Here is a 22,376-nt window from a genome sequence, read left to right as displayed (position 1 = left end):
AAACGAACTCACATGAATGACTCGATTCTCCTTGGGTTCAGTGTTGCTCTGGATCCGATGAATCTCCTCGCAGTCCTCGCCGGCTGCCTCCTTGGCGTCGTCGTCGGTGTTCTGCCCGGCCTTGGCCCGATCACCACAATCTCGATATTGCTTCCCTTCACCTACGCGATGGAGCCCACAACCGCGATCATCCTTCTGGCCGGGATTTACGCGGGTGTGATGTACGGCGGAACAGTCACCTCAGTGCTCCTGAAACTGCCAGGCGAAGCTGCATCCGTTGTCACCGCAATTGACGGCTACGAAATGGCCCGCAAGGGGCGCGCAGGGCCCGCGCTGGGAATCTCCGCAATTGGTTCCTTCATCGGAGCGACCGTTGCCCTGATTGCCCTAACGTTCTTCGCCCCCGCCCTCGCCGAACTTGCAGTGAAGCTTGGTCCACCGGAATACGCCATGCTGGCACTCCTCGGCCTGTTGCTGATCGCATACCTTGGCGCAGGAGCCTTCGCAAAAGCAGTCGTTGCAGCCGCCATAGGCCTCTTCCTCGCCACCGTCGGACTGGACCCCATTTCAGGCGACGCGCGCTTTGTAGGCGATTCGCTGCAGCTCCTGGACGGGATGGATGTAGTCGCCGTTGTTCTCGGTCTGTTCGGTATCGGGGAAGTCTTGTTCTCACTCAGGGAACGCGACTCAGAAGCTGAGCTCGTCAGCAAGAAGGTCGGCAGAGTCTGGCCCACCAAAAAGGACCTTCGCGATAGCGCCGCACCAATCGCCCGCGGTTCAGTCATCGGAACACTTGTCGGGCTCGTCCCGGGAGGCGGCGGCCTCCTCTCGTCCCTTCTGAGCTATGGCGCCGAACGCCGCTTTGCCAAGAATCCTGAGGAATTCGGCAAGGGAGCCATCCAGGGAGTCGCCGGACCCGAGACCGCCAACAACGCCTCCTCGACGTCCTCCTTTATTCCGCTGCTGAGTCTAGGTATCCCCTTCAACGTCACCATATCCCTGCTCTTCAGCGTCCTGCTCATCAACGGCATCACACCCGGGCCCCGGCTGGTCACCGAGAACCCAGACCTATTTTGGGGTGTCATCGCCTCGATGTACCTGGGCAACGTGGTTCTCCTGATTCTCAGCCTTCCCTTGGTGGGGCTGCTGATTCAGATTCTGCGTGTCGATATGGCCGTGCTAAGTCCGTTCATTATTGTCTTGAGCCTCGTTGGTGTTTACACGATCGACAACAACACCTGGAATATGTGGGTGGCCCTGTTCTTCGGTGTAGTCGGCTACTTCATGCGCATCTGGGGCTTCCCACCAGGTCCGCTGGTTTTGGCCTTCATTCTTGGCGGGCTTCTGGAGACCTCACTCCGCCAGTCGCTTCTCCTCGGAGACGAAGGACTCCTGATCTTCCTCCAACGGCCCGGATCACTCGCGCTGATCGCCGTGTCCGTACTGCTGATCGGGGCCTCAACCTTCTCAGCAGTCCGGAAGCGCAGGGCCCAGACCGGGGCAGTCGAGGAGAGCATCCACGTCGGTTCCTAGACCGGTCGGTCGCTCTCCTGCGCGTCCGCCACGAGTGCCTGGGCGCAGGCACGGGCACTCGTGAGGAAGGCCTGGGTAATTTCCGTCTCGTCAGAAGCCGGCCGAAGTAGCTGAAGCGGTATTCGCAGTTCCTCGTTGACTGGCCGGAAGACAATGTCGCTCCGGTCCCGGTCAACAAACAAGAGCGGCTGAACGGCTACCCCAACACCAGCCCCCACCAGAGCAAGCTGGGCATGCATATTGTCAGCCTCAGTAATGGTCGAAGGCGAACAGTTACGTCGCGTGTACAAACTGATCAGTTCATCGTAAAACTCGGGATTGCGGTCCCGGGGAGCCATAACGAAGTCCAGGCCATTCAGCTGCTCCAAATCGACCCTCGACTGACCTGCAAGTGGGTGGTCTGACGGAAGCACAGCGAAAAGTGGCTCATGCATCAGAATTTCACTCACAAACCCGGGAAGAGACTCCGCGGTCCGCACAATGGCTATATCAATTCTTGACTCCCGCAAGGCGCGCAGCTGCTGGTGCGACGGCATTGGATGCAGGCTGATTCGCAAGTCCGGGTATTGCGTATGCACATCGTGAAGGATGTTCGGCACCATGCGACGCAGCGCCGGGTTAACGGCGCCCAGGCGCAATTGCCGGCGGCGCCCGGCGGCAACATGCCTGACGTCACGGGTCAGAGCATCAGCGTCGCGAAGGAGCAGTCTCGCACCTTGGGCCAGCGTTTGCCCGGCCTCCGTTAAGCGGCTTTTGCGGGTCGTACGTTCGATCAGAGAAGAACCCACAAAACGTTCAAGCCGCTGAATTGTTTGAGTCAAGGTTGGCTGCGAAATGTGTAGCCGCGCAGCAGCATGCCTGAAGTTCAGTTCGTCCGCAAGAACTACAAACTGTTCGAGATCGCGAAGGACCAGCATCTGACTCCATAGAAAGTAGGTAACTCCGGAACGCATGTACACGCGCGAAACCTGCGCCCAATTGCCTTGGCGTCCAGGACTACTTCGCTTTTGAAGTAGTCCTAAGAGCGCACCCAATCTTCCCACGTCAGATTTCCCAGGACAGGGGCTCATGCCTATCCCGTTCTGACTGTTGCCGGCTTACCGCGGTCTCCAATTGTCGGTCCCTAATGAAGGAAACACATTGTCCAATCTCTTGCACCGCCACAAGAAGATCGTCCGTCTCGGAAGGAATCAGGTTCTTAGCCCGAGCCCGTCGACTCAGTCCCAGCACCAAAGTCGAGCACCGCTTCTGGAACCTATACCCGACTGGGCCAAGCTCTCCCGCCACGACGAGATCACTCTCCACCGCGACGGTAAAGAAGTCGCATCAGGATACGTCGACATGCTGGCCCTGGATGGCAGCGTCCTTTGGCTGATCCAAAATGATGGCAAAGGACGGGCAATGTTCCACCAGCAGGATGGACTTTTCGCCATTCGCGAAGGAAAAACGCCCGAGCCTGGAGTACGTAGATTTTACAGGGCCTGACACGGGCTTCGGGCCGCGAGTAAACGCGCCTCGACAAGCGCCCGGTACCGCTTCGAGAGGTCAAGCCGGTAACGCTTTAGCTGGACCCTGCACAAGATCAGCCGGCTGAAGTCGTGAGCGTAAGAGAAGGATTGAGGGAGGATTCGTGGTGACCCATCGAGATCAGAAGACAGATCACTCGCCAGCGTTGCCCAGACACGCTCAGCTGGAACCGGTGCTGGATTGGACAAAGCTCGACCAGCAGGACGAGCTCGAACTGGTGCGGCGCAACGGGAAAACGCTGACGTCCGGGAGTGTCGATACGCTTGCCTCGGACGGCAGCGTCTTTTGGCTCAATCAGGACAACGGTAAGGGACGAGCCATGTTCATGGCCGACGAGGACGTTATTGTCTTCCGGCGCATTTGCACCGACCCTGTTCGGGAGCACTGCCCGACCAGTGTTTAAGGGCCGATAACTTATATTCGGTCAAGTAGCACGCCTTGCCCATTGAAGCTTCTCGGAGGTCGCCTCGCCCTAGAGCAGTGTTGGACAGGGTGGTAGGGAGCGCGGGGAACCTGCGGGAGCCGGGTCTGGCGTCAGAATAGTGCGGAATTCGGCATTGTTGACGGTGGCTCATGATGTTCTCAGATCCCACCCTGACAGTTGGAGGGGCAGGAAACCGGGATACGGTAGCCCGAGAATCATCAAAATAGTCCGAAGAATCGGGTCTTGATGAAAGCCGCAGCGAAGGGGCGGGCGACGTCACCTCCTGCTGTTCGTCAGGTGTCTGAGAACAGACCGGAGCTCCACGGACGGGCAAGTCTTCGCACGTCAGCTGCCCCGACGTCAGGTTGGAGTGTGCCTCATCCTGATAGTGGTCGTAGCGCGGGAAGCTTGGCCAGATGCATAGGATCGCGCCAAACTGCAAGTTCTGGTGTAACGGCAAAATACCGGTGCATACCGTTTCCCACGTACGCAAGAGTTGCCGCAGAAGGGAACGGAGTCCGTGATTTTCCACAGCCCAAGCAGGTAAAAGTCGGACTTGTCGAATAGCCATCGGACGTCCACAGGACGGAAGCTCCAGAGAGTTTGGCATCTTCTGCTACACGTTCACTCTCCTATGATGCAGAAGCGCGCGGGCGTAGGCGCAGCGCCTGCATGCCTCCATCGACTGCGAGGTCGACGCCCGTGGTGGAACCCGCTAGCGGGCTGGCTAAGTAGAGTATCGCGGCCGCGATCTCATTCGGGCTGACGAGCCGGCCGTGCGGCTGGCGGGCCTCCAGCGCCGCGCGTTCTGCAGCCGGGTCCGGTGCGGTGGAGAGGAGCCGGCCGATCCATGGCGTGTCTGCCGTGCCCGGGTTTACGCAGTTCACCCTGATGCCTTCGTGCAGGTGGTCCGCGGCCATGCTCAGCGTTAGCGAGAGCACTGCGCCCTTGGTGGCGCTGTAGAGGGCGCGCTGGGGGAGGCCGGCGGTCGCTGCGATGGAGCAAGTGTTCACTATGGCCGCGTACTCGGATTGGCGCAGATACGGCAGGGCAGCCCTCGAGACCCGGACCATTCCCAGGACGTTGATGTCAAACACTTTGTGCCATTCGTCGTCGTCGTTGGACTCGATGGTGCCCTGGGCGCCGATACCGGCGTTGTTGGCTACGATGTCGATGCCGCCCATCGCTTCCGCGGCTTCCCTGACTGCGCTGCGGACGGATGCATCATCGGAAACGTCGCATTTGATGGCGATGTGGTCCGGTGCGGCTTGCTCCGGCTGCAGGTCCAGTACCGCCACCGCGGCGCCGCGCTCCTTGAGCATGGCCGCCGCTGCGGCCCCGATTCCCGATGCGCCACCCGTGACAATTGCCTTAAGTCCTGCAAACTCCATTGTTTGTTCCTTTCGTTTCCTGAAGCCAGGACAGCTAGGCCTGGAAGAATTTTTGTTGTTGGCGTCCCAGCCCGGCTACTTCGATTTCGACGACGTCCCCCGCCTGCAGATATGGGAACCGGCCGGACAGGGCCACACCTTCGGGGGTGCCCGTGCAGATGAGGTCGCCGGGTTCAAGGACCAGGAACTGGCTCAGGTCGTAGATGATCTGCTCGACGTCGAATATCAGGTCGCGAGTGCTGGAATTTTGGCGGATTTCGCCGTTTACCCAGCTGCGCAGTTCGAGGTTGCCTGCATCCACCTCGTCGGGGGTGACCAGGTACGGGCCGGTGGGGCAGAATCCCGCGCAGCTCTTTCCCTTGGACCATTGGCCGCCGGAGACTTCCAGCTGGAATGTGCGCTCGGACAGGTCGTTGACGGTGACGTATCCGGCGATGTGGTCGCGGGCCTCTGCCGGGGACTCAAGGTAGGAGGCCCGCCGGCCGATGACCACACCCAGCTCGACTTCCCAGTCGGTCTTGGTGGAGCCGCGGGGGATGGCCACCGCGTCGAAGGGCCCGGCCACGGTGTTGGGGGCCTTGTGGAAGATGATCGGTACCGTTGGAGGCGTTGAACCTGATTCCGCTGCGTGTGCCGCGTAGTTCATGCCCACGCAGATCACCGAAGACGGCCGGGCTATCGGAGCGCCGATCCGGCCCTCGACGGCGAGTTCGGCCAGTTCTCCGGCGGCGAGTGCGGCCGCGGCCCGGCCCGGTCCGTCCGATTCCCAGAAGTCGGCGTCGATGTCCGCTGCCAACTGCTTCAGGGAGTAGTACGTGTTGTGGTGCAGGAGGGCGGGTACTTCCTTGCCCGGCGCACCTATACGCGCGAATTGCATCAGATGTTTTCTTCTTTCTCGAGGTTCGTATCGTATGGGGGCTTCGATGCACCCTGATCGGTGGTGGCGGATGGTGTGCTGGCCGCTAGGTGATAAGTCCGTGTTCGCGTAGGTCGTCCCACAGGGCATCCGGAACGGTTTGCGCCGCCAAGTCGAGGTTCTGCTTCACCTGCTCCGGTGTACGCATACCCAGCACTACGCCGGTTACTGCTGGGTGCTGGTACGGATACTGAAGTGCGGCGGCCGGCAGCGTCGTGCCATGCGATTCGCAGATGTCCGCCAGCAGGTTCGCCCGGTCCAGAAGTCCCTGCGGGGCCGGCGCATAGTTGTAGGTGGCGTTGCTAGCCGGCCGCTCCTTGGACAGCAGGCCCGAATTGAAGATGCCGACGTTCACCACACCCACTTCACGCTTCTCGCAGGCCGGGAGCAAGTCGGCTGCCGCGCCCTGTTCCAGCAGCGTGTACCGGCCGGCGAGCATCACCACGTCAATGTCCGTTTCGTTGACGAACCGGTGGAGCATCTGCGACTGGTTCATGCCCGCGCCCCAGGCGCCGATCACGCCTTCGTCCCGCAGGGCGGACAGCGTGGGTGCCGCCCCTTCGACGGCCTCGGTCCAGTAGTCGTCGGGGTCGTGGATGTACACGATGTCGATCCGGTCAGTGTCCAGGCGCCGCAGGCTTTCCTCGATGGAGCGCAGCACGCCATCGCGGGAATAGTCACGGACCCGGTAGAGATCGTCGGGCACGTCAAAGCCTTCGGTGTCCTTGCCCTGCGGCGAGGGGTTGGCCCGGAGTAGTCGCCCGATTTTTGTGCTGAGCACATAGCTGCCACGGTCCTGCCCTGCCAGTGCCAGGCCGAGGCGCCGCTCTGACAGTCCCAGTCCGTAGTGCGGTGCGGTGTCGAAGTAGCGGATGCCGCCGTCCCAGGCCGCCGTGATGGCATCGATGGCCTCCTGCTCCGGGACTTCCCTGTAAAGATTGCCAATAGGTGCTGCGCCGAAGCCGAGCACCGGAAGTTGGACAGCGGTACCGGGGATGGTACGGGTTTTTGCTTGCATTCTCAGTCCTTCTCCTGTTGGGTTGCTACCTGTTCCGTAGCTCTATCCAGCCTGTAAACGCGGTTTGCCGTCCCCTCGGCAACGCTTTCGCGCTCTCCGGCAGACGCGCCTGTCAGTGCCGTTTCAACAATGGTGATCCAGTCCTGGTAGTCGGCCGGCCTCGTCAGGGAGACGGGCCAGTCGCTTCCGAACATGCAACGTTCGGACCCAAATAGGTTCAGCGTTTCCGTGATGAACGGCAGGGCTTGGGGCGCCAGGGGACGGTTCCGGTCTGCTTCCGCACCGGCCCCTGAGATCTTGACGACGATGTTCGGCCGCCGGGCGAGCTCTCGCATTCCGCGGCTCCAGGCCGTCAGTTCGCCGCTGTCGATGGGCGGCTTGCCGAGATGGTCCAGCACGATTTGCAGGTCGGGGACGCCGTCCGCGAATTTTGCCAGCGCGGGCAGCTGCCCGAAACGGATGCACGCGTCGAATGTGAGTCCGGCGCGGGCCACTTGGCGTGCTCCTGCCAGCATGGCCGGATGCAGGATAAAGGAGTTGTCCCGGTCCTGGAAGAGCTGGCGGACCCCTCGGACCAGGGGCCGCTCCAGCAGCTGGTCGAGGTCCTCCGCCACGTTGTCGCCGCGGCTGATCGGTGCGAAGGCCACGATGGCGGCCAGCTGCGGCCAGCCAGCGCTGAGGCTACTGACCCAGTCCACTTCCTTAAGTGCCTGGTCCTCCCGGCAATCGGCCTGGACGAAGATGGCCGCCCGGGTGGCGGCCGCCGCGTGTGGAAGGTCCGAAGGCATGAACGGCTTGTTCAGCGCAGGATCATCCGCCAGCCAGGCGTAGTCAAGCGCGGCGGGATCCCAGACATGGACGTGGGTGTCGATGACTTTCATGGCACTTCCCGGTCAGGCCGTGCCGTCGGGCCGGACGCCGATGGTCAGCAGCAGGTTGGCGTAGTGCCGTGTGTCTCCGCTGGCGATGACGACGGCGACGTCCGGGGAGCGGGCGGCGTCGTAGAACTCGAAGCGCTGATGGGAAGTGATGGGCACCCCGGTGCCAAGCGCGCGTTCGTAGCCTTTGACGGCCTCCGTCCAGGTTCCGTCCGGCGGCGTCATGACCGCTGCCGCTTCTATGGGCACGGCGTCGATCAGCACCTCGAGGATCTGGTCGATGGTAAGCAGGCCCGGGCGCAGGTTCAGCGGTATGCGCCGGGCGGCGGCAGGTGCGCCGGTGTTGTGCGGGTAGTTGGCGTCTGCAATCAGAATCTGGGACCCGTGGCCGGATTCGGCGAGGGCTGTCAGCAGGCCCGGGTGGGTGAGGGTGTAGTTGATCATGCGTGCTCCTGTGTGCGGGTACTGGCGAAGGCGATGCGTCCGGCTGCGTTGCCGGCTCGCCACGCCTGTTCGGCGCGTCCGGCGTCCGTTCCCGTCCAGTAGCTGCCCCAGGGAAAGGCGTATTCCTGAAGTGTCTGCTCCTTCAGTTCTGCCGAGTACCCGGGGTTGGCCGGCATAACGTAGGCGCCGTTTTTGATGATGCACGGATCCACAAAGTGCTCGTGCAGGTGGTCCACGAACTCCGTGACCCGCCCCGTGAGGTCTCCCGAGACGGCGATGAAGTCAAAGATGGACAAATGCTGGACCAGCTCACACAAACCCACACCGCCGGCGTGCGGGCAGACCGGGATGCCGAACTTCGCCGCCATCAGCTGCACAGCAAGCACTTCGTTTACGCTGGCGAGCCGACATGCGTCCAGCTGGCAGTAGTCGATTGCCCGGGCTTGGAAGAGCTGCTTGAAGAGCACCCGGTTCATGCCGTGCTCGCCGGTAGCCACTCCGATCGGCTGGACAGCCCTGCGGATTTCGGCGTGGCCCAGGACATCGTCGGGGCTGGTGGGCTCTTCGATCCAGAGCGGATTGAATTCGGACAGCTGCTTGATCCAGTCGATGGCCTGCGGAACGTCCCACACCTGGTTGGCATCGATCATGAGGTTGCCCTCAGGCCCGATCACGTCGCGGGCGATCCGCAGCCGGCGGATGTCGTCCTCCAGTGATGCGCCCACCTTGAGTTTGATGTGGCGGTACCCTTGGTCCACAGCCTCCTGGCAGAGCCTCCGAAGTTTCTCGTCCGAGTAGCCGAGCCAGCCGGCGGAGGTGGTGTAGCACGGGTAGCCGTCCCGGCTCAGCTCCCGGATGCGCTCTTCCCTGGTTGGAGCGAGGCGGGCCAAAAGTCCCAGCGCCTCCTCTTTCGTCAGTGCGTCCGATAGATAGCTGAGGTCGGCGGCGTCCACGATCTGCTCCGGAGTCATATCCACTAGGAACCGCCACAGCGGTTTTCCTGCCCGGCGGGCAGCTAGGTCCCACACCGCGTTCATGACCGCTCCGAGCGCGAGGTGCTCTACGCCCTTGTCGGGCCCCAGCCAGCGGAGCTGCGAATCGCGTTTGAGGCCCCGGTAAGTTTCCCCCGGGCTGGCGCAGATTCCATCGACGTCCTGCCCCACGAGCGGGCGGGCCCGCAGTTCCATGGCGGCGGCACAGACTTCGGTGCCGCGGCCGATGGTGAAGGTGAAGCCGCACCCGTAGACGGCAGGGTCGTCCGTCTTCAGCACGATGTAGGCAGCTGAGTAATCCGCGTCGTGGTTCATGGCGTCGGAGCCGTCCGCGGACAGCGACGTCGGAAACCGCACGTCGAACACGTCATAACCGGTGATTTGTGGCATGGTGAGCCCTCCAGGTTCAGGCTAGGAAGATGACGCTCCAGCAACGTCGCGAGCATCATCTGATGTATTTGGAAGTATTTGATGAGAATATAGGAGTAGCGGGGTTTTTCCAAGCAATACATCTGATGAAAGTGTTGAAGTGCTAGCTGACGGAACACCAAGAAAGGCGGCTGTCATGACCAATGGTCCATCCAACGGCTCCATGTCCCAGACCGACGTTGTGATCTCCGGCATCAAACGGATGCTGTCGTCCCGCCGACTTCGGCCGGGGGACCGGCTGCCGATCGAAAAGGACCTCGCCGCGGAACTGCAGGTTTCCCGCGGCTCGCTTCGCGAAGGAGTCCGGGCTTTGTCCACGATGGGCATCCTGGAAACGCGGCAAGGAGCCGGAACGTTTGTGACCCGGCTGGAGCCCTCCGCCCTCCTTTCCGCCATGGAATTCTGGGTGGGCCTGCAGGATGGCGAGCGGGCGAACCAGGTACACACCGTTCGGCGGGCCCTCGAGACCGAGGCCGCCGCGGCGGCGGCGATCCGCATCGATGACGGGCAACTGGAAGAAGCGGAACGCATCCTCGAGCGGGCCCATGCCGCTATCCATGCGGCGCCCATCGACCACAGCGCCGCAATGCAGTGCGATGTGGAGTTTCACCGGCTGATTGCCGGGGCGTCCGCCAACCACGTGCTGTCCGCACTCATCGAAACCGTGTCCACCAATACGATCCGCGGGCGCATGTGGCGGTCCATCCACGATAATGAGGGGCTCCTGGCGACACACCGTGAACATCTTGGCATCTTGGAGTCGCTGCGCCGCCATGACGTAGACCGGGCAAGGACGAGGATGGCAAACCACCTGTACGCGGTGGAAGACTATGTCACCGCCATCCCCGGGCCGGAGCTCGAGGAGCAGGCCGAAGGTGTGCTAGACCTCGGGTCTAATGGTCAAGACGCCTATTCATCCGATCTTGTTAACCAATAACGGTGCAAATACCGTTCGGCAGCGCCACAAGGACCAAAAGTGATGCAGAAACATCCGATGATTTCTTGACTTCTGGCAGCCCGGAGGGTCATTCTGTTGGAACAAAGGTTGCGGAAATCACATCAGGCAGGCCACGAGGACGTCGCCGGCAGCCTTTGTCCCCAGCTATGAAAGGACATTCATCGTGTCGAACAACCGCTTTACCGGCAGGCTGCTGACAGCGGCAGCGGTGGCCGCCCTCGCAGCAGGCACCCTAAGCGCCTGTGGCTCATCCAGCGCCGGATCCTCATCGGACGGTGGCAAGGAAGCCTCCTCGATGTACACCTGGATCACTAACGACAGCGACCGTGCACAGTGGCAGGCATTCGTGGACGCAGCCAAGGAGAAGGACCCGGAGTTCAACCTGGCCCTCGAGGGCCCCAGCTTTAACGACTACTGGACCAAGGTCAAGACCCGCCTCTCCAGCTCCGGAGCACCATGCATCATCACCACGCAGGCGGCACGTACGCAGGAGCTTAAGGACCTGACGGTGCCGCTGGATGAGCTGGCCAAGAGCAATAACATCGACGTCTCCATGTACAACAAGGCAATGATCGACGGCCTGACGGTGGACGGCACCCTCCGGGGCATCCCCTATGACGCGGAGCCGGTGGTCCTGTACTACAACAAGGATCTCCTGGCGGCAGCCGGCGTCAAGGAACCAACACTCAGCTACACCACAGAACAGTTTTCAGCTGACTTGAAGGCGCTGACCAAGGAGGGTGTGACCGGGCTGGCCGTTCCGCCGGGGTTCGCGTCCGGCCCCGGGCTTGCCCTTGCCTTCGCCAACGGAAACGAACCGGTCAAAGACGCAAAGCTGGACCTGACCAACGCGGGCCTGGTCAAGGACCAGCAGTTTGCCTTTGACCTGGTGGCGAAGGAAAAGGTGGCCAATGCGCCCCAGGCCTCCGATGGCACGGATGTCCCTGAGCAGCAGTTCATGAGTGGCAAGGCGGCCATGATCATTGACGGTCCGTGGATGTACGAGACGTTGACCACCAAGACCCAGGGCAAGGTGGGGATCGCCGTTGTTCCCTCCGATTCGGGAGAGAGCACCGGTATGATCCAGGGCTCGGCCTTCGCGATTGCTGCGTCCTGCAAGGATAAGGAGGCGGCCTTCAAGAACATCATGAAGATCACCACACCTGAGGTGGTCGGTGCCGTTGGCGCTGCCCGCGGGACCGTGCCGTCCGTGGATTCCGCGGTCAAGGACTGGGCCGCGAATAAGCCGGCATCGGATGTTGCGGTGGTGGAGGCCCTGCTGAAGAGCGGCCGCCCGCTGGTGACCACGCCCAGCTGGAACCAGGTGGAGACAACCTTCAGCCAGTACTCAGGCGAGGGTTTCCGGGGCAGCAAGTCAGCACAGGAAATTCTCTCCACCATCTCGAACTCAGCCAAGTAATCTTCCCGGGGGCGGGCTCCCAGCAGGGCCTGCCCCCTTATTGGAATAGGTCAACGATGACTGCTCTACCCACGCTAGCTGTAAAAAACGGAAAGAAGCCCACGGCGATTACGGGCCACGGCAGGCTCGCGGCAGCCTACCTTGCCCCGGGGATGCTCGGGTTCCTGATATTTATTGTGCTGCCGCTCATCGCTTCCCTGGTGATCAGCCTGTTCGACTGGCCGCTGTTCGGGGCGCCGGAGTTCGTAGGTCTGGACAATTACGTCCGGATGCTAAGCGGCGACCCCGTGTTCTGGACAGTCCTGGGCAACACCCTGTTCTTCGCCGTCTGCTACACCGTGCTCAACCTTGTCCTGGCGCTGGGCCTGTCCACCTGGCTGCACAACCTTGGCAGCTGGGGACCCTTCTTCCGGGTCCTGTTCTTCATCCCGGTGGTGACGCCGATGGTGGCCAATGCGCTGGTGTGGCGGCTGATGCTGACCGACGACGGGGTAGTCAACAGTTTCCTTGCGAATTTTGGCATCGCCGGGCCGTCCTGGCTCAGCGACAGCCAGCTGGCCATGGGATCGCTGATCGCCATGTCCGTGTGGCAGGGAGTCGGCTACAACATCATCGTCCTCGGCGCAGGCCTCAACAGCATCTCGCCCAACCTGCTGGAAGCGGCACGCATCGACGGCGCGGGCCCGTGGCAACGGTTCTTCCAGGTGGTCCTGCCCATGTTGTCGCCGTCGCTCTTTTTCTGCACGGTGATGACCATCATCGGATCGTTCAAGGTGTTCACACAGCCCTACCTGCTGACGCTCGGCGGGCCCGGTGAGTCCACCAACACGATCGTCCTGTACCTCTACCGCAACGGATTTTCCTTCGACAAACTCGGATACGCCTCGGCATTGGCCTGGGCACTGTTTGTGATCGTCATGCTCATTACGGCTCTGCAGTTCTCGCAGCAGAAGAGGCTGGTCAACTATGACAACTGAAATGCTGGCCAAGCCGGCGACCGACAAGTCCGCGTCCCACCGGCGCCACGCCATGAATCTGCGCACGAAGAGGCACCCGGGGCGCTACATCAGCCGGATCGGCATCATCCTCGTGGGGCTGGTCTTCTTCTTCCCGTTCGTGTGGATGATCGCAACATCCCTCAAGCCCACCTCCGAAGTCTTCTCCACCGGATCAAGCCTCTTGGCTTCCCGTATCGAATGGTCCAACTACATCACCGCGTGGACTTCAATCCCGTTCGGGCAGGTCATCGCCAACAGCTTCCTGGTGGCGGTTTCCGGAGCAGTCCTGACTACGGTGGTGTCGTTGCTCTCCGCGTACGCCTTTGCGCGCCTGCAGTTCAAGCACCGAGACAAGCTGTTCCTCGTCTTCCTGGGCACCCTGGTGCTGCCGCAGGAGGTCCTGGTGATTCCGCTGTACATCATGATGAACAAGCTTGAGCTGGTGAACTCCCTGCCCGCCCTCATCGTTCCGTTTGCCTTCGGCGCATTCGGAGCGTTCCTGATCCGCCAGTTCCTCCTCTCGCTGCCGGTGGAGTTTGAAGAGGCGGCAAGAATTGACGGTGCCGGGTCAATCCGGATCCTCTGGAGCGTCATCCTGCCGCTGGTCCGGGCACCGCTCGCCGTGGTGGCGGTATTCAGTTTCATTGACTACTGGAGCAGCTTCCTCTGGCCTCTGATCGTCATCAACGACGTCTCACAGGCCACCATCCCGCTGGGACTGTCCATGTTCTCCGGCGAACGCGGCACCGACTGGGGCCCTCTGATGGCCGCCGCAACCGTTGCCGTCATTCCCAGCCTGCTGGTGGTCATCCTCCTGCAGCGCCAGCTGGTGAAGGGCGTCAGCATGGGCGGCTTCGGCGGCCGCTGACCGCCACCCCTCATCCCGAGATGTCATCAACATTCAAATCATTGATTCAAGAATCGGAGCGCAGAAATGACCGACGCAACGGCCACCCCTGAAGAATGGAACCAGCTGTCCCGGCCTGTGCCGGAATGGTTCCAGAACGCGCCGTTCGGCATCTTCATCCACTGGGGCGCCTACTCTGTTCCCGCCTGGGCGGAGCCCATCGGGGCACTGGGCACCATCGACGACGACCGCGAGTGGTTCACCCACAACCCGTATGCGGAGTGGTACTACAACACCATCCGCATTGACGGCAGCCCTGCACAGCAGCACCAGAAGGAGGCGTTCGACGGCGAGGACTATGACGCTTTCCTGGACCAGTGGAAAGCGGAGCAATTCGATCCCGCGGACTGGGTGGAGCTGTTCAAATTTGCCGGCGCGGACTACGTGGTTCCGACCACCAAGCACCACGACGGCATCGCCCTCTGGGATGCACCCGAAACAGGAGAACGGAATACGGTTCACCGCGGACCCCGCAAGGACCTGATCGGTGAGATTGCGCATGCCGTGGAAGAGAAGGGGCTGAAGCTGGGCCTGTACTACTCGGGCGGACTGGACTGGCACGTACGCCCCTTCCCGCCCCATCTCACCAGCCAAAGCGTCCATGATACGTCCCGGCCCAAGGACGCCGGCTACGCGAAATATGCTTACAAACATGTGGTGGACCTGGTGGACAAGTACCGTCCCGACATCCTGTGGAATGACATTGAATGGCCCGACGCCGGCAAGCACTTCGGCAAGTACGGGCTCGGGACCCTGTTCCAGCACTTTTACGCTGCCAACCCCGATGGCGTGGTCAATGACCGATGGGGCGAGACGCATAAGGACTACGCCACCAGCGAGTACGAGCACTTCTCCCAGTCCGAGTCGGAATCTCAGTGGGAGAACTGCCGCGGCGTCGGATTCTCCTTCGGTTACAACCAGGTGGAAGGCCCGGAACAGTCACTTACCGGCCGGCAGTTGGCCCAACACCTCACGGACGTCGTCTCCCGGGGCGGGCACTTCCTGTTGAACGTGGGGCCGAAGGCAGACGGCACCATCCCCGAAATCCAACGCCGGGCACTGACCGACCTGGGACGCTGGATGGCAACTGCCAAGGAGTACCTGGTCGGCGCGCTTCCGCTTGAGCCTGCTGCTTCGACGGCCAGCGGCGGCGAGAGCAGCTGGACCCGCTGGGTAGACCGCGGCCCGGAGGTTGTTGCCTTTATTGATTCAACCAAGGAGGATGCCGAGATTGTCCTCGAGCCTGGGGCAGAACGGTTCGCCTTCGACAAGGCGTCCGTAGCCGGGCCAGGCGGCGCACTGACCTTCACCGATGGAGCGTTGAAGGTGACCCTGACAGCGGACCGGTTGGGACCCGTCGTCGTCCGCGTTCCACGCTCCTAGCAGCCTTCCCGCCAGGTATCGCCACGACGGCGGACGTCCCCAAACAGGGACGACCGCCGTCGTTTTGCGTCTTGTTGCTGCAACGGCAGCGCTTCTCAGCGCTGTTGCAGCACTCTGGTCTTCCACGATCGCCGAGGATGCCAACTACTGGCTGCACCTGGCGCCAGCCATGTTCGTGCTCGCCCTTGGATTCAGCCTGGGCGTCATAGCGCTCACACAGGCCGCCGTTTACCACGTTGACCAGGACAAGGCAGAAGTCGCCTCGGCACTGCTTAACTCGGCCCAGCAGATTGGCGTCGCTCTCGGTCTGGCCGTGCTGGCCGCCATCGCGGCAACCATCTCCGCCCTGCGGGGCGACGCAGGCGTCGCCGCGGGGGCGCCTTGACCGCGGGATACGGTACCGCGCTGCTGGTAGCCGCCGGCATTCTCGTCATGGCAGGAGTACTGGCACTTATGACCCTCAATGGGCAGCCGACACCCGAAGCCCAAAACTCCGACACAAGCACCGACGAACTGACGGTCTGAAAGCCGCTTCCTTCACATGACCAGGCTTCAGTGCCTACCGGTGTCCGTTGTCAGTGAATCTGGCAGTGCCGACGTGGGGAACTGCCAGTTCTACTGACAGAGGTCCGGCGTTTGATCGCCATTCGATTTGGCAGTTCCGTATGTACGTAGTTCCATCCTGTTGCTGCATAGTTGTGGCTGTGGGGTTCTAGCGACCACTCAGTCCTGCGGCGGGCGGCGTGATCGCGCGGTGCCACCGAGCAAAATCGCCCTGCGACGTTAACTGACACAATCATCGCCAACCCGTAAGCTGCCGGGTCTTCTGACAGAACTGCCAACTCCACTGACAGCGGACAACCGGCTTATCCGCGCGCCTCTCCGCCGAGCTCTTGAAGCGCCGATAATAAAGATTCTGTAAAGCTGGCCGAACCAAATACGCTGCGATCGTCATCCTTGGTCGAACTAGGGTGGGCAACAGCCCCAACTAGAGATGGATCGGGTCCAGTTTGTTCGCCTCTGCCCTCACGGAATTCACAGCCGCCAACAGCATTTCCTCAAACGTTTTCTTCACCAGCACATCATCTTGAAGCTGTTCCTTTCGAAGGAATAAAGCTCTGACCTTTGGATCAGTAATCCTGCCGGCGTCGTCAGGATGGCTGCCGTGAGAAGCGATCATGTCATTGAGCCTCTTTTTGGGTTGCGTCAAGCGGTAGTACCTCACTCCGAGCATGTCTACAGCGCCGTGCCAGAGCCAACTCGCATTACCTGGGAAGTTTGCATCCAGTTTGGCTTCTAGCACTCGCGCTTCTATGCGAAAGCTTTCGTAGTCACGTGCGAGCTTTACGGCGTCAACCTTCTGATGGTACTGCTTTCGCCAGATTTGTTCCTGACTCTTCCAATAAAAGGCGTAGGCCACGTGCCACATCTCAATGCTGGTGGCTTGGCATAGTTCTCTTCGCGTTTGCCGATTCTCAAACGCCCGCAAAATGAGGTTGGCAGAAAGCCCCACGAGCAGGGCTAGGAACACCGCGTTCAGTCCCGAGATCACTATTTGGGGCCCGATGTCATCCCATGTTGGTAGATGGGTTGGTTCCAGAGGGACGTGCATGCGCGGCCTCAATTCGTTGTTCTACGGGCCCACCCCAGTAAGAGCACTTTGGCACCGCAACGACGGTTTGCCAAGCAAGCGAGGTCCGCTGTTCATGCGGCAAACCATGCTGTGAAATGGCGGTACGAATAGACGACACCCTTGACGTCGCATCTTTCGCAGCTAGCGCAGATAGAAGCCGACATTGTCCCTTTCATCAAGCTATCGGCCGAGGCTGGGTGAGGGGCCCTACCGCTTACTAGTAGGGCCGTGACGCCTGTAAAAATGGGTGCCATGGACAGATCAAAGGCCAGGGCGGGTATTGGACATGGACAAGACTCCGTCCTAGAGGTTCGCGTGAACCTCGTCGACAGCGAGCCTGAAATTTGGCGTCGATTCGAGCTCCGGGGCTCGCTGACTTTAGGTCAGGTACATCAGGTCCTGCAGGCAGCATTTGGCTGGGAGGACGCGCACCTGCACAGGTACGTAACCAGCGACCCGTTCGCGCCGCTGCGGCCGGTCGACGGCGAATTTCCGGAAGTCCCGCAGTGGCTTCCAGGGCAGCAGTGCGAAGAACCGGGCGACAGGCCTGAGGAGGACTGCACTCTGGATCAGCTGCTCGCACTGGGGGCGGGCGAAGCGTTCTACGAATACGACTTCGGTGACAGCTGGCTTCACCGGCTCGAACTGGTTTCCCGCCGGCCCGCAGACGGCAACAGTCCGCCCGCCCGGCTGATCGACGGCGCCCGGCGCGGCCCGCTGGAAGACTCCGGAGGTGTCCCCGGTTACGAGGAGATCATGGATGCCCTGGCCGACCCGTCGCACCCTGACCACGCCGAACACTCCGCATGGGTTGCCGACATGACCGGTTCTGCCGAACCATTCGACCCAGCCTTCCTGGACATCCCCGCCGTCAACCGGGTGCTGGCGGAGCAGTTCTGAACCCCCGGAGTCCGGGGAAAAACGCCACAAACGACGGCAAAAACAGCCCCTTCCGGGGGCACTCCCCGCCTGATTTAAAAGGCCGATAACCGGCGTTACGTCAAGTAGCGTGTCTGATGGTGCGGTCTGCAGGCCGCATAGATACTCGACCAGCGCCTGCCTCCTATGATCGACCTATGGATCCTCAAACGGCTACAGCACTTCTAACGGGCGGATTCACCATTGCAGGCGGCGTCGCGGTTGCGATCCTATCGGCGCTGCTGAATCGCACTAACGAAACCCGCAAAGTCAAAGTCGAGGATGACCGCCGTTGGCTGTTGGATAGGCGCACTGTCTATGCAAAATATTTGGGATTGGCCGAAGTTATGCTTCGCGAGATTGATGGTGTCGCGGCGTTCCTGTCCTACGACGGGGTGAACGAGATCTCCAGCGAAGATGAAGAATTCATCTCTCAGGGGCTCACCGACTACTTCGCGAAATGGGAAGAATCACTTCAGCCGCTACTCGGCGAAGTTCAGTTGTTGGCCACCGGCAACGTGGCTGACCTCGCAGATCGGGTATCAGGCGCCCTCATGGAAATAACCTGGCGGATCGAAAAGCGAGCTTCGTTCACTTCCTATTACCCTGCTTGGTTCCAGGCCCAAGATCTTCTCCACGTTCTTCGTGACGGCATGCGCAGCGAACTTGGTCTTCCGGCACTGGGCTCTCTTATGGCGGGCCCCCGAGGCGACGACTGGCCATGGCTGGACTCCCGCCCGCCCTATGAGGCGTACACTCAGCAGCATTCACGACACCGCACTGACGGTTGAGTATGGATGTACACGCGGCCGGGCCGCGGGCTGACAGGCAGAATGGCAGTGTCCACTTCTCCTGCATAGGGGGCTCTAGGCAAGACTTTGGCGTGGCTCCAGGCGTTGCGTTGCCCAGATCGACGTTCAGCCTGTCAAGTCCAACCTGACGAACCGCGACAACATGCCTTGACTTTTTTCTGAGAGGGGCTTAGAACTCAACCTGACAGGTTGAGGGTCTGGAGGCGCCGGTGAGTGGACAGCGGATCGGGTACGTGCGCGTGAGCACGCTGGATCAGAACGAGAAGCGCCAGCTCGAAGGCCAGGTTTTGGACCGGGTCTTCGTGGACAAGGCCTCTGGCAGGGACACCACTAGGCCAGAGCTCACGGAACTGCTGCGGTTCGCCCGCGACGGGGACACGGTGGTTGTGCATAGCATGGACCGTCTCGCCCGCAATCTGGATGACTTACGTGCTCTCGTCCAGGGCCTCACCGGCAAGGGCGTGCGGGTGGAGTTTGTCAAAGAGAGCCTGGTCTTCACTGGAGAGGACTCCCCCATGGCGAACCTCATGCTCTCCGTCATGGGGGCCTTCGCCGAATTCGAACGCTGTCTCATTAAGGAACGCCAAAGGGAAGGCATCGCCCTGGCCAAGCAACGCGGCGCTTACAAAGGGCGGAAGCGGACTCTCACGCCGGAACGGGCGGCCGAGCTGGTCCGACGCGCCGGTAACGGTGTTCCAAAAGCCCTCCTTGCCCGCGACTACGGGATCAGCAGAGAGACGGTTTACCAGTACCTGCGCCACGCCAAGCTGGAGTGAACTGCTCCCCTGCCTGCGCCTCAGCGCCATAGCCGGCCGACGTAGCTTGACGGAATCGCTGTTATCGGCTCTTGGACAACGGAAGTTGGAGTGCTCCAAGAACCCGACCTTTTTGATCCACTGCCTGACCGCAACTGAACCACGCTGCAGGTAGTACGAAGAGATTGCATCCACGGCACATGCGAGGAATGCGGAAGTCCTCGGCGACCGTATTGTCGCTTCCGAGCTCTGTATATCTGGAAGTCTGCGAATCCGGGACCCATCCGTCAAAACGGCATCACGTCAGCGCTCCCTGTCGCTAAAGCTAGAACCGGTGGCTCACGCACAGCCCAGCCGACGTCCCAGCATTTGGCCATTGATTTGACGATAAAATAAACCGCAGTCGTAATTACGCAAAGTTTTTTGGCGAATTACGCAATACCGATACCGGATTTATTCACCGCAATGAGTGATACCGTATCCGGCATGGCAAAACGAGTAATAACCACGCTTGAAGACGATCTTGACGGTTCTGAAGCGAATGAGACAATCACCTTCTCCTTCGACAAGACTGAATATGAGATTGATCTCAATGAAGCCCACGCCGGCGAACTACGCGCGGCGCTGAACAAATATACAGCCGCTGCCCGCAGGACATCCGGTCGTGCCAAGCTGGCGGCCCGGCAACCCAGAGTCCAAACCAGCAACAACGACACAAAGGCCATCCGCGTCTGGGCGCTTGAAAATGGTTTTCCCGTCAGTACCCGAGGACGCATTCAGGCGGACGTGATGGAGCGCTACACGGCGGCACACTAGAAGATCCCTGCGAGGGAGCTTTGCACCGGAACTTCCGTTTGTGGAAAGAGCAGTCCCTCAACCTGCCGGTAGCCGACCGCATGCTGATCTGGCAGAAACAGACCGACCTCGTGGTTCATCGCGCCGCCGGGCGACATAATGAGCGTGGTGACATACCAGACGGCCGACATCCTCTTCACGGACAGCAACCCGAAGTAGACGACAATCAAAGGTGGGCCGGTGGCGCAATCCACCGGCCACTGCCGTGCCCCCGCCAAACCGGAAGCCCCTTCGGCAACCATCTCGGGGTACCTAGCTGTCGGAGTCTCCCCCGCTCCCCCAAGCGCAAAGCCTGTTAACGACGGCTTTGTTGGCGTAACATCGCAGATTTGCGATGACGGTCAGGCTCAGGCCGCCAATACCGGCACGGTAGCGCGGGCTTCAACTTCTCTTCTGCCGCGAGGATGCTGAACCTGTAATCGGACCGGAGCGGATCCACATGTACGGGCAGTAGCGGGTCCGCGAGCAGTCGCCGGCTGCTCCAGAGCTTCCGGGTCAGGTCGATTTCAGAGGCCGGATTACCGGCACGGCACGGCGACCTCAGGACGCAGGCCCCGGTACAAGGCGGAGCTCAGGGTCCCTTCAAATTCGCTGATACCGGACTTTACCTAAAGCTGGAACTCGTAAGGGGCTGCGCAGACGGATAGTCCGGCCCGTTACCCGAGACTGTTGTTGGTAGCTGGCGCCCAGTCAGCGACCCTGTTCAATGCCGGACTGAGCCTGCCAAAGTCATGGCACACCCGACGTCGCAGTCTCGGCCGGAGCCGCCTTGGGATCTATATTGAATCTGTATGCGCGATTGGCGCCCGTTCGGCATGTATCGGCATGCGTTTTTCTGGGGGGAAATTCTTGATGGATTCAACGACCTGCACAGTTGTTTTGGACTGCCAGGACCCAGCGGCTTTCACCGGCGCTTTGATAGTCGTGGTTGCTGGCTATTTACAGTTCGCAGGACTCTACGTAGAGAGACTCACTAAGGCGACAGTGGCAGGATTGGCTTCAGATCTTAGGCTTCGTGGCGCCTGGGCTTGGGCGGAAGTTTGGTGGCAGCATCTCTGGCTCCAAAGGTCATGGGTATAGAAATCTGGCTGGCTCTGATACTCATACACTCGCTCGCGGCAGGTGGGACTGCCATCGGCATAGGGACAATTCGCAGGGTCCGCGCCAGACGCTCCCCAAGCACCATCGGTGCCCCCTTTCCGTCTCCACTAGCGCAAGTGGACTCCACGCCCCCGCCGGTATCTCACACAGGAAGGCCGGGCGTGGTGCCGTCAGCGAATCCTGCGATGCCTGCTTCCAGCGACACCAGCGTGAATGCGGACGACGTGAAAGCCGCCTCGGCGGCCGCTTTGATCTTTGTTGTAGCCGCACTCGCATTCAAGGCTTTTCTCGCCTTTGTGGGGCTTACTTCCCGCCGCTACCGGAGGACCTCTTAGCGGCAGCCGAGGTTACGTAAGACCTGATACCAAGAATTGGTTCGTAAGCTCAACAATCCATCCGTCGGTTGCACGCCCCAATTCAGCGATGATGTTCGTTCCCATTGCGACCACATAGCACGGTTGAATTAGCGTCCCAGGATGACGCCCAGTGTCGGTTCTTGAGCGTTTCTTGCTTTCAGCATGATATTTTCCGGCTAGCCAGGCCGCGGATGTGCCGGCACGTTTTTTGGGGGATTCAATGCGTTCGTTCCGCTCCAGGTTCGTGGCTCTGCTCATGGTTACTGCCGGGGTGGTGTCGGGCTCCGGTCTTGCCATGATTTCTCCGGCTGCAGCGTCATCGATAGACAACACTGAGGTACATACGTCGCCGGCAACGGCATTCGTCAGCGAGTCCTTCATCCCGACCGTGGCCGGGACTTTCACTTCTCTAACGCCCTTTCGTCAGCTGGATACCCGCAACGGCACCGGCGGGATAAGCGGGGCGGTCGCGCCCTGGGCGACCATCCGGGTCAAAGTCACCGGACGCGGCGGGATCCCTGCCGCCGGCGTCTCCGCCGTCTCCGTAAACGTCACAGTCACCTCCCCCGGCACCGCCGGGAACATCACCGTCTACGCCGGCGGAACAAACCAGCCAGGGACCTCAAACCTGAACTTCACCTCAGGCCAAACCATCCCAAACCTCGTAAACTCGCCTGTCGGAACAGACGGCACGATCGCCCTGACCAACAACTCCGGCTCCACCGTGC

24 protein-coding genes are annotated in these 22,376 nt (G+C 61.0%); 14 read left to right on the top strand and 10 right to left on the bottom strand.

Features of this window, described 5'->3' with window-relative positions:
• Positions 1-12: 12 nt before the first annotated feature.
• Positions 13-1,533, top strand: a complete 1,521-nt coding sequence (locus BS38_RS25390) for a tripartite tricarboxylate transporter permease (RefSeq protein ID WP_043438966.1) — start codon at positions 13-15, stop codon at positions 1,531-1,533.
• On the opposite strand, the gene BS38_RS0116310 is transcribed toward BS38_RS25390, so the two are convergent.
• Positions 1,530-2,450: a LysR family transcriptional regulator gene (locus BS38_RS0116310; RefSeq protein ID WP_028271779.1), complete on the bottom strand. Its 921-nt coding sequence runs from the start codon at positions 2,448-2,450 to the stop codon at positions 1,530-1,532. The two genes, BS38_RS25390 and BS38_RS0116310, sit on opposite strands and share 4 nt — an antisense overlap.
• Positions 2,451-2,673: 223 nt before the next feature.
• On the opposite strand from BS38_RS0116310, the gene BS38_RS25385 reads away from it, so the two are divergent.
• A complete protein-coding gene (locus BS38_RS25385) occupies positions 2,674-3,018 on the top strand; it encodes a hypothetical protein (RefSeq protein ID WP_043438963.1) in 345 nt (114 codons plus the stop codon).
• A gap of 148 nt (positions 3,019-3,166) precedes the next feature.
• On the top strand, positions 3,167-3,463 hold the full coding sequence (locus BS38_RS0116300) for a hypothetical protein (RefSeq protein ID WP_156037156.1): 297 nt from the start codon (positions 3,167-3,169) through the stop codon (positions 3,461-3,463).
• 653 nt (positions 3,464-4,116) lie between these two features.
• Here the strand turns inward: BS38_RS0116300 and BS38_RS0116295 are convergent.
• From BS38_RS0116295 to BS38_RS0116270, 6 genes are all read right to left on the bottom strand, one after another.
• Complete coding sequence (locus tag BS38_RS0116295; protein WP_028271777.1) at positions 4,117-4,875, bottom strand: SDR family NAD(P)-dependent oxidoreductase; 759 nt, start codon at positions 4,873-4,875, stop codon at positions 4,117-4,119.
• Positions 4,876-4,909: 34 nt separating this feature from the next.
• Positions 4,910-5,752, bottom strand: a complete 843-nt coding sequence (locus tag BS38_RS0116290; RefSeq protein ID WP_028271776.1) for a fumarylacetoacetate hydrolase family protein — start codon at positions 5,750-5,752, stop codon at positions 4,910-4,912.
• An 85-nt stretch (positions 5,753-5,837) separates the two neighbouring features.
• Entirely contained in the window at positions 5,838-6,809 is a 972-nt protein-coding gene (locus tag BS38_RS0116285; protein WP_028271775.1) for an aldo/keto reductase, read from the bottom strand.
• Positions 6,810-6,811: 2 nt separating this feature from the next.
• Positions 6,812-7,690 (bottom strand): amidohydrolase family protein, encoded by an 879-nt coding sequence (locus BS38_RS0116280; protein WP_028271774.1) that lies wholly within the window; start codon positions 7,688-7,690, stop codon positions 6,812-6,814.
• Positions 7,691-7,702: 12 nt separating this feature from the next.
• Complete coding sequence (locus BS38_RS0116275) at positions 7,703-8,131, bottom strand: RbsD/FucU domain-containing protein (protein WP_028271773.1); 429 nt, start codon at positions 8,129-8,131, stop codon at positions 7,703-7,705.
• Positions 8,128-9,513, bottom strand: coding sequence for an L-fuconate dehydratase (locus BS38_RS0116270; RefSeq protein WP_028271772.1), 1,386 nt, complete (start codon positions 9,511-9,513; stop codon positions 8,128-8,130). The genes BS38_RS0116275 and BS38_RS0116270 overlap by 4 nt, the downstream gene beginning before the upstream one ends.
• A 175-nt stretch (positions 9,514-9,688) precedes the next feature.
• Here BS38_RS0116270 and BS38_RS25380 point away from each other — a divergent pair, with 175 nt between their 5' ends.
• The 6 genes from BS38_RS25380 to BS38_RS0116240 all read left to right on the top strand — a co-directional run bounded on the left by BS38_RS25380 (position 9,689) and on the right by BS38_RS0116240 (position 15,603).
• Entirely contained in the window at positions 9,689-10,489 is an 801-nt protein-coding gene (locus BS38_RS25380; protein WP_081818931.1) for a FadR/GntR family transcriptional regulator, read from the top strand.
• A 184-nt stretch (positions 10,490-10,673) separates the two neighbouring features.
• Complete coding sequence (locus BS38_RS0116260) at positions 10,674-11,930, top strand: ABC transporter substrate-binding protein (protein ID WP_231511284.1); 1,257 nt, start codon at positions 10,674-10,676, stop codon at positions 11,928-11,930.
• 56 nt (positions 11,931-11,986) lie between these two features.
• Positions 11,987-12,907, top strand: coding sequence for a carbohydrate ABC transporter permease (locus BS38_RS0116255; protein ID WP_231511283.1), 921 nt, complete (start codon positions 11,987-11,989; stop codon positions 12,905-12,907).
• Entirely contained in the window at positions 12,897-13,796 is a 900-nt protein-coding gene (locus BS38_RS0116250) for a carbohydrate ABC transporter permease (protein WP_081818929.1), read from the top strand. Before BS38_RS0116255 ends, BS38_RS0116250 begins: the two co-directional genes overlap by 11 nt.
• Positions 13,797-13,862: 66 nt before the next feature.
• Positions 13,863-15,218, top strand: a complete 1,356-nt coding sequence (locus BS38_RS0116245; RefSeq protein WP_028271768.1) for an alpha-L-fucosidase — start codon at positions 13,863-13,865, stop codon at positions 15,216-15,218.
• A gap of 64 nt (positions 15,219-15,282) precedes the next feature.
• The gene (locus tag BS38_RS0116240) at positions 15,283-15,603 is read left to right on the top strand and encodes a hypothetical protein (RefSeq protein ID WP_028271767.1); all 321 of its coding nucleotides are present in this window, start codon (positions 15,283-15,285) and stop codon (positions 15,601-15,603) included.
• Between the two features lie 603 nt (positions 15,604-16,206).
• On the opposite strand, the gene BS38_RS0116230 is transcribed toward BS38_RS0116240, so the two are convergent.
• Entirely contained in the window at positions 16,207-16,770 is a 564-nt protein-coding gene (locus BS38_RS0116230; protein WP_156037155.1) for a hypothetical protein, read from the bottom strand.
• 333 nt (positions 16,771-17,103) lie between these two features.
• On the opposite strand from BS38_RS0116230, the gene BS38_RS25375 reads away from it, so the two are divergent.
• The 4 genes from BS38_RS25375 (at position 17,104) to BS38_RS0116210 (ending at position 20,152) form a co-directional block, all read left to right on the top strand.
• On the top strand, positions 17,104-17,751 hold the full coding sequence (locus BS38_RS25375; protein WP_231511281.1) for a plasmid pRiA4b ORF-3 family protein: 648 nt from the start codon (positions 17,104-17,106) through the stop codon (positions 17,749-17,751).
• 176 nt (positions 17,752-17,927) lie between these two features.
• The gene (locus tag BS38_RS0116220) at positions 17,928-18,560 is read left to right on the top strand and encodes a hypothetical protein (protein ID WP_028271765.1); all 633 of its coding nucleotides are present in this window, start codon (positions 17,928-17,930) and stop codon (positions 18,558-18,560) included.
• A 230-nt stretch (positions 18,561-18,790) separates the two neighbouring features.
• Positions 18,791-19,357: a recombinase family protein gene (locus BS38_RS0116215; RefSeq protein ID WP_028271764.1), complete on the top strand. Its 567-nt coding sequence runs from the start codon at positions 18,791-18,793 to the stop codon at positions 19,355-19,357.
• A gap of 444 nt (positions 19,358-19,801) precedes the next feature.
• Complete coding sequence (locus BS38_RS0116210; RefSeq protein ID WP_231511279.1) at positions 19,802-20,152, top strand: histone-like nucleoid-structuring protein Lsr2; 351 nt, start codon at positions 19,802-19,804, stop codon at positions 20,150-20,152.
• Here the strand turns inward: BS38_RS0116210 and BS38_RS25370 are convergent.
• Complete coding sequence (locus BS38_RS25370; protein WP_028271762.1) at positions 20,149-20,433, bottom strand: hypothetical protein; 285 nt, start codon at positions 20,431-20,433, stop codon at positions 20,149-20,151. The two genes, BS38_RS0116210 and BS38_RS25370, sit on opposite strands and share 4 nt — an antisense overlap.
• Positions 20,434-21,434: 1,001 nt before the next feature.
• Positions 21,435-21,572: a hypothetical protein gene (locus BS38_RS27155; RefSeq protein ID WP_156037154.1), complete on the bottom strand. Its 138-nt coding sequence runs from the start codon at positions 21,570-21,572 to the stop codon at positions 21,435-21,437.
• A 296-nt stretch (positions 21,573-21,868) separates the two neighbouring features.
• On the opposite strand from BS38_RS27155, the gene BS38_RS25365 reads away from it, so the two are divergent.
• Positions 21,869-22,376: hypothetical protein (locus tag BS38_RS25365; RefSeq protein WP_043438955.1), on the top strand; the 508-nt coding region annotated here is incomplete at its 3' end.

It is taken from the genome of Arthrobacter sp. UNC362MFTsu5.1 (assembly GCF_000685965.1).
GTDB lineage: Bacteria > Actinomycetota > Actinomycetes > Actinomycetales > Micrococcaceae > Arthrobacter.
This window is presented reverse-complemented; position numbering and strand designations above follow the sequence as displayed.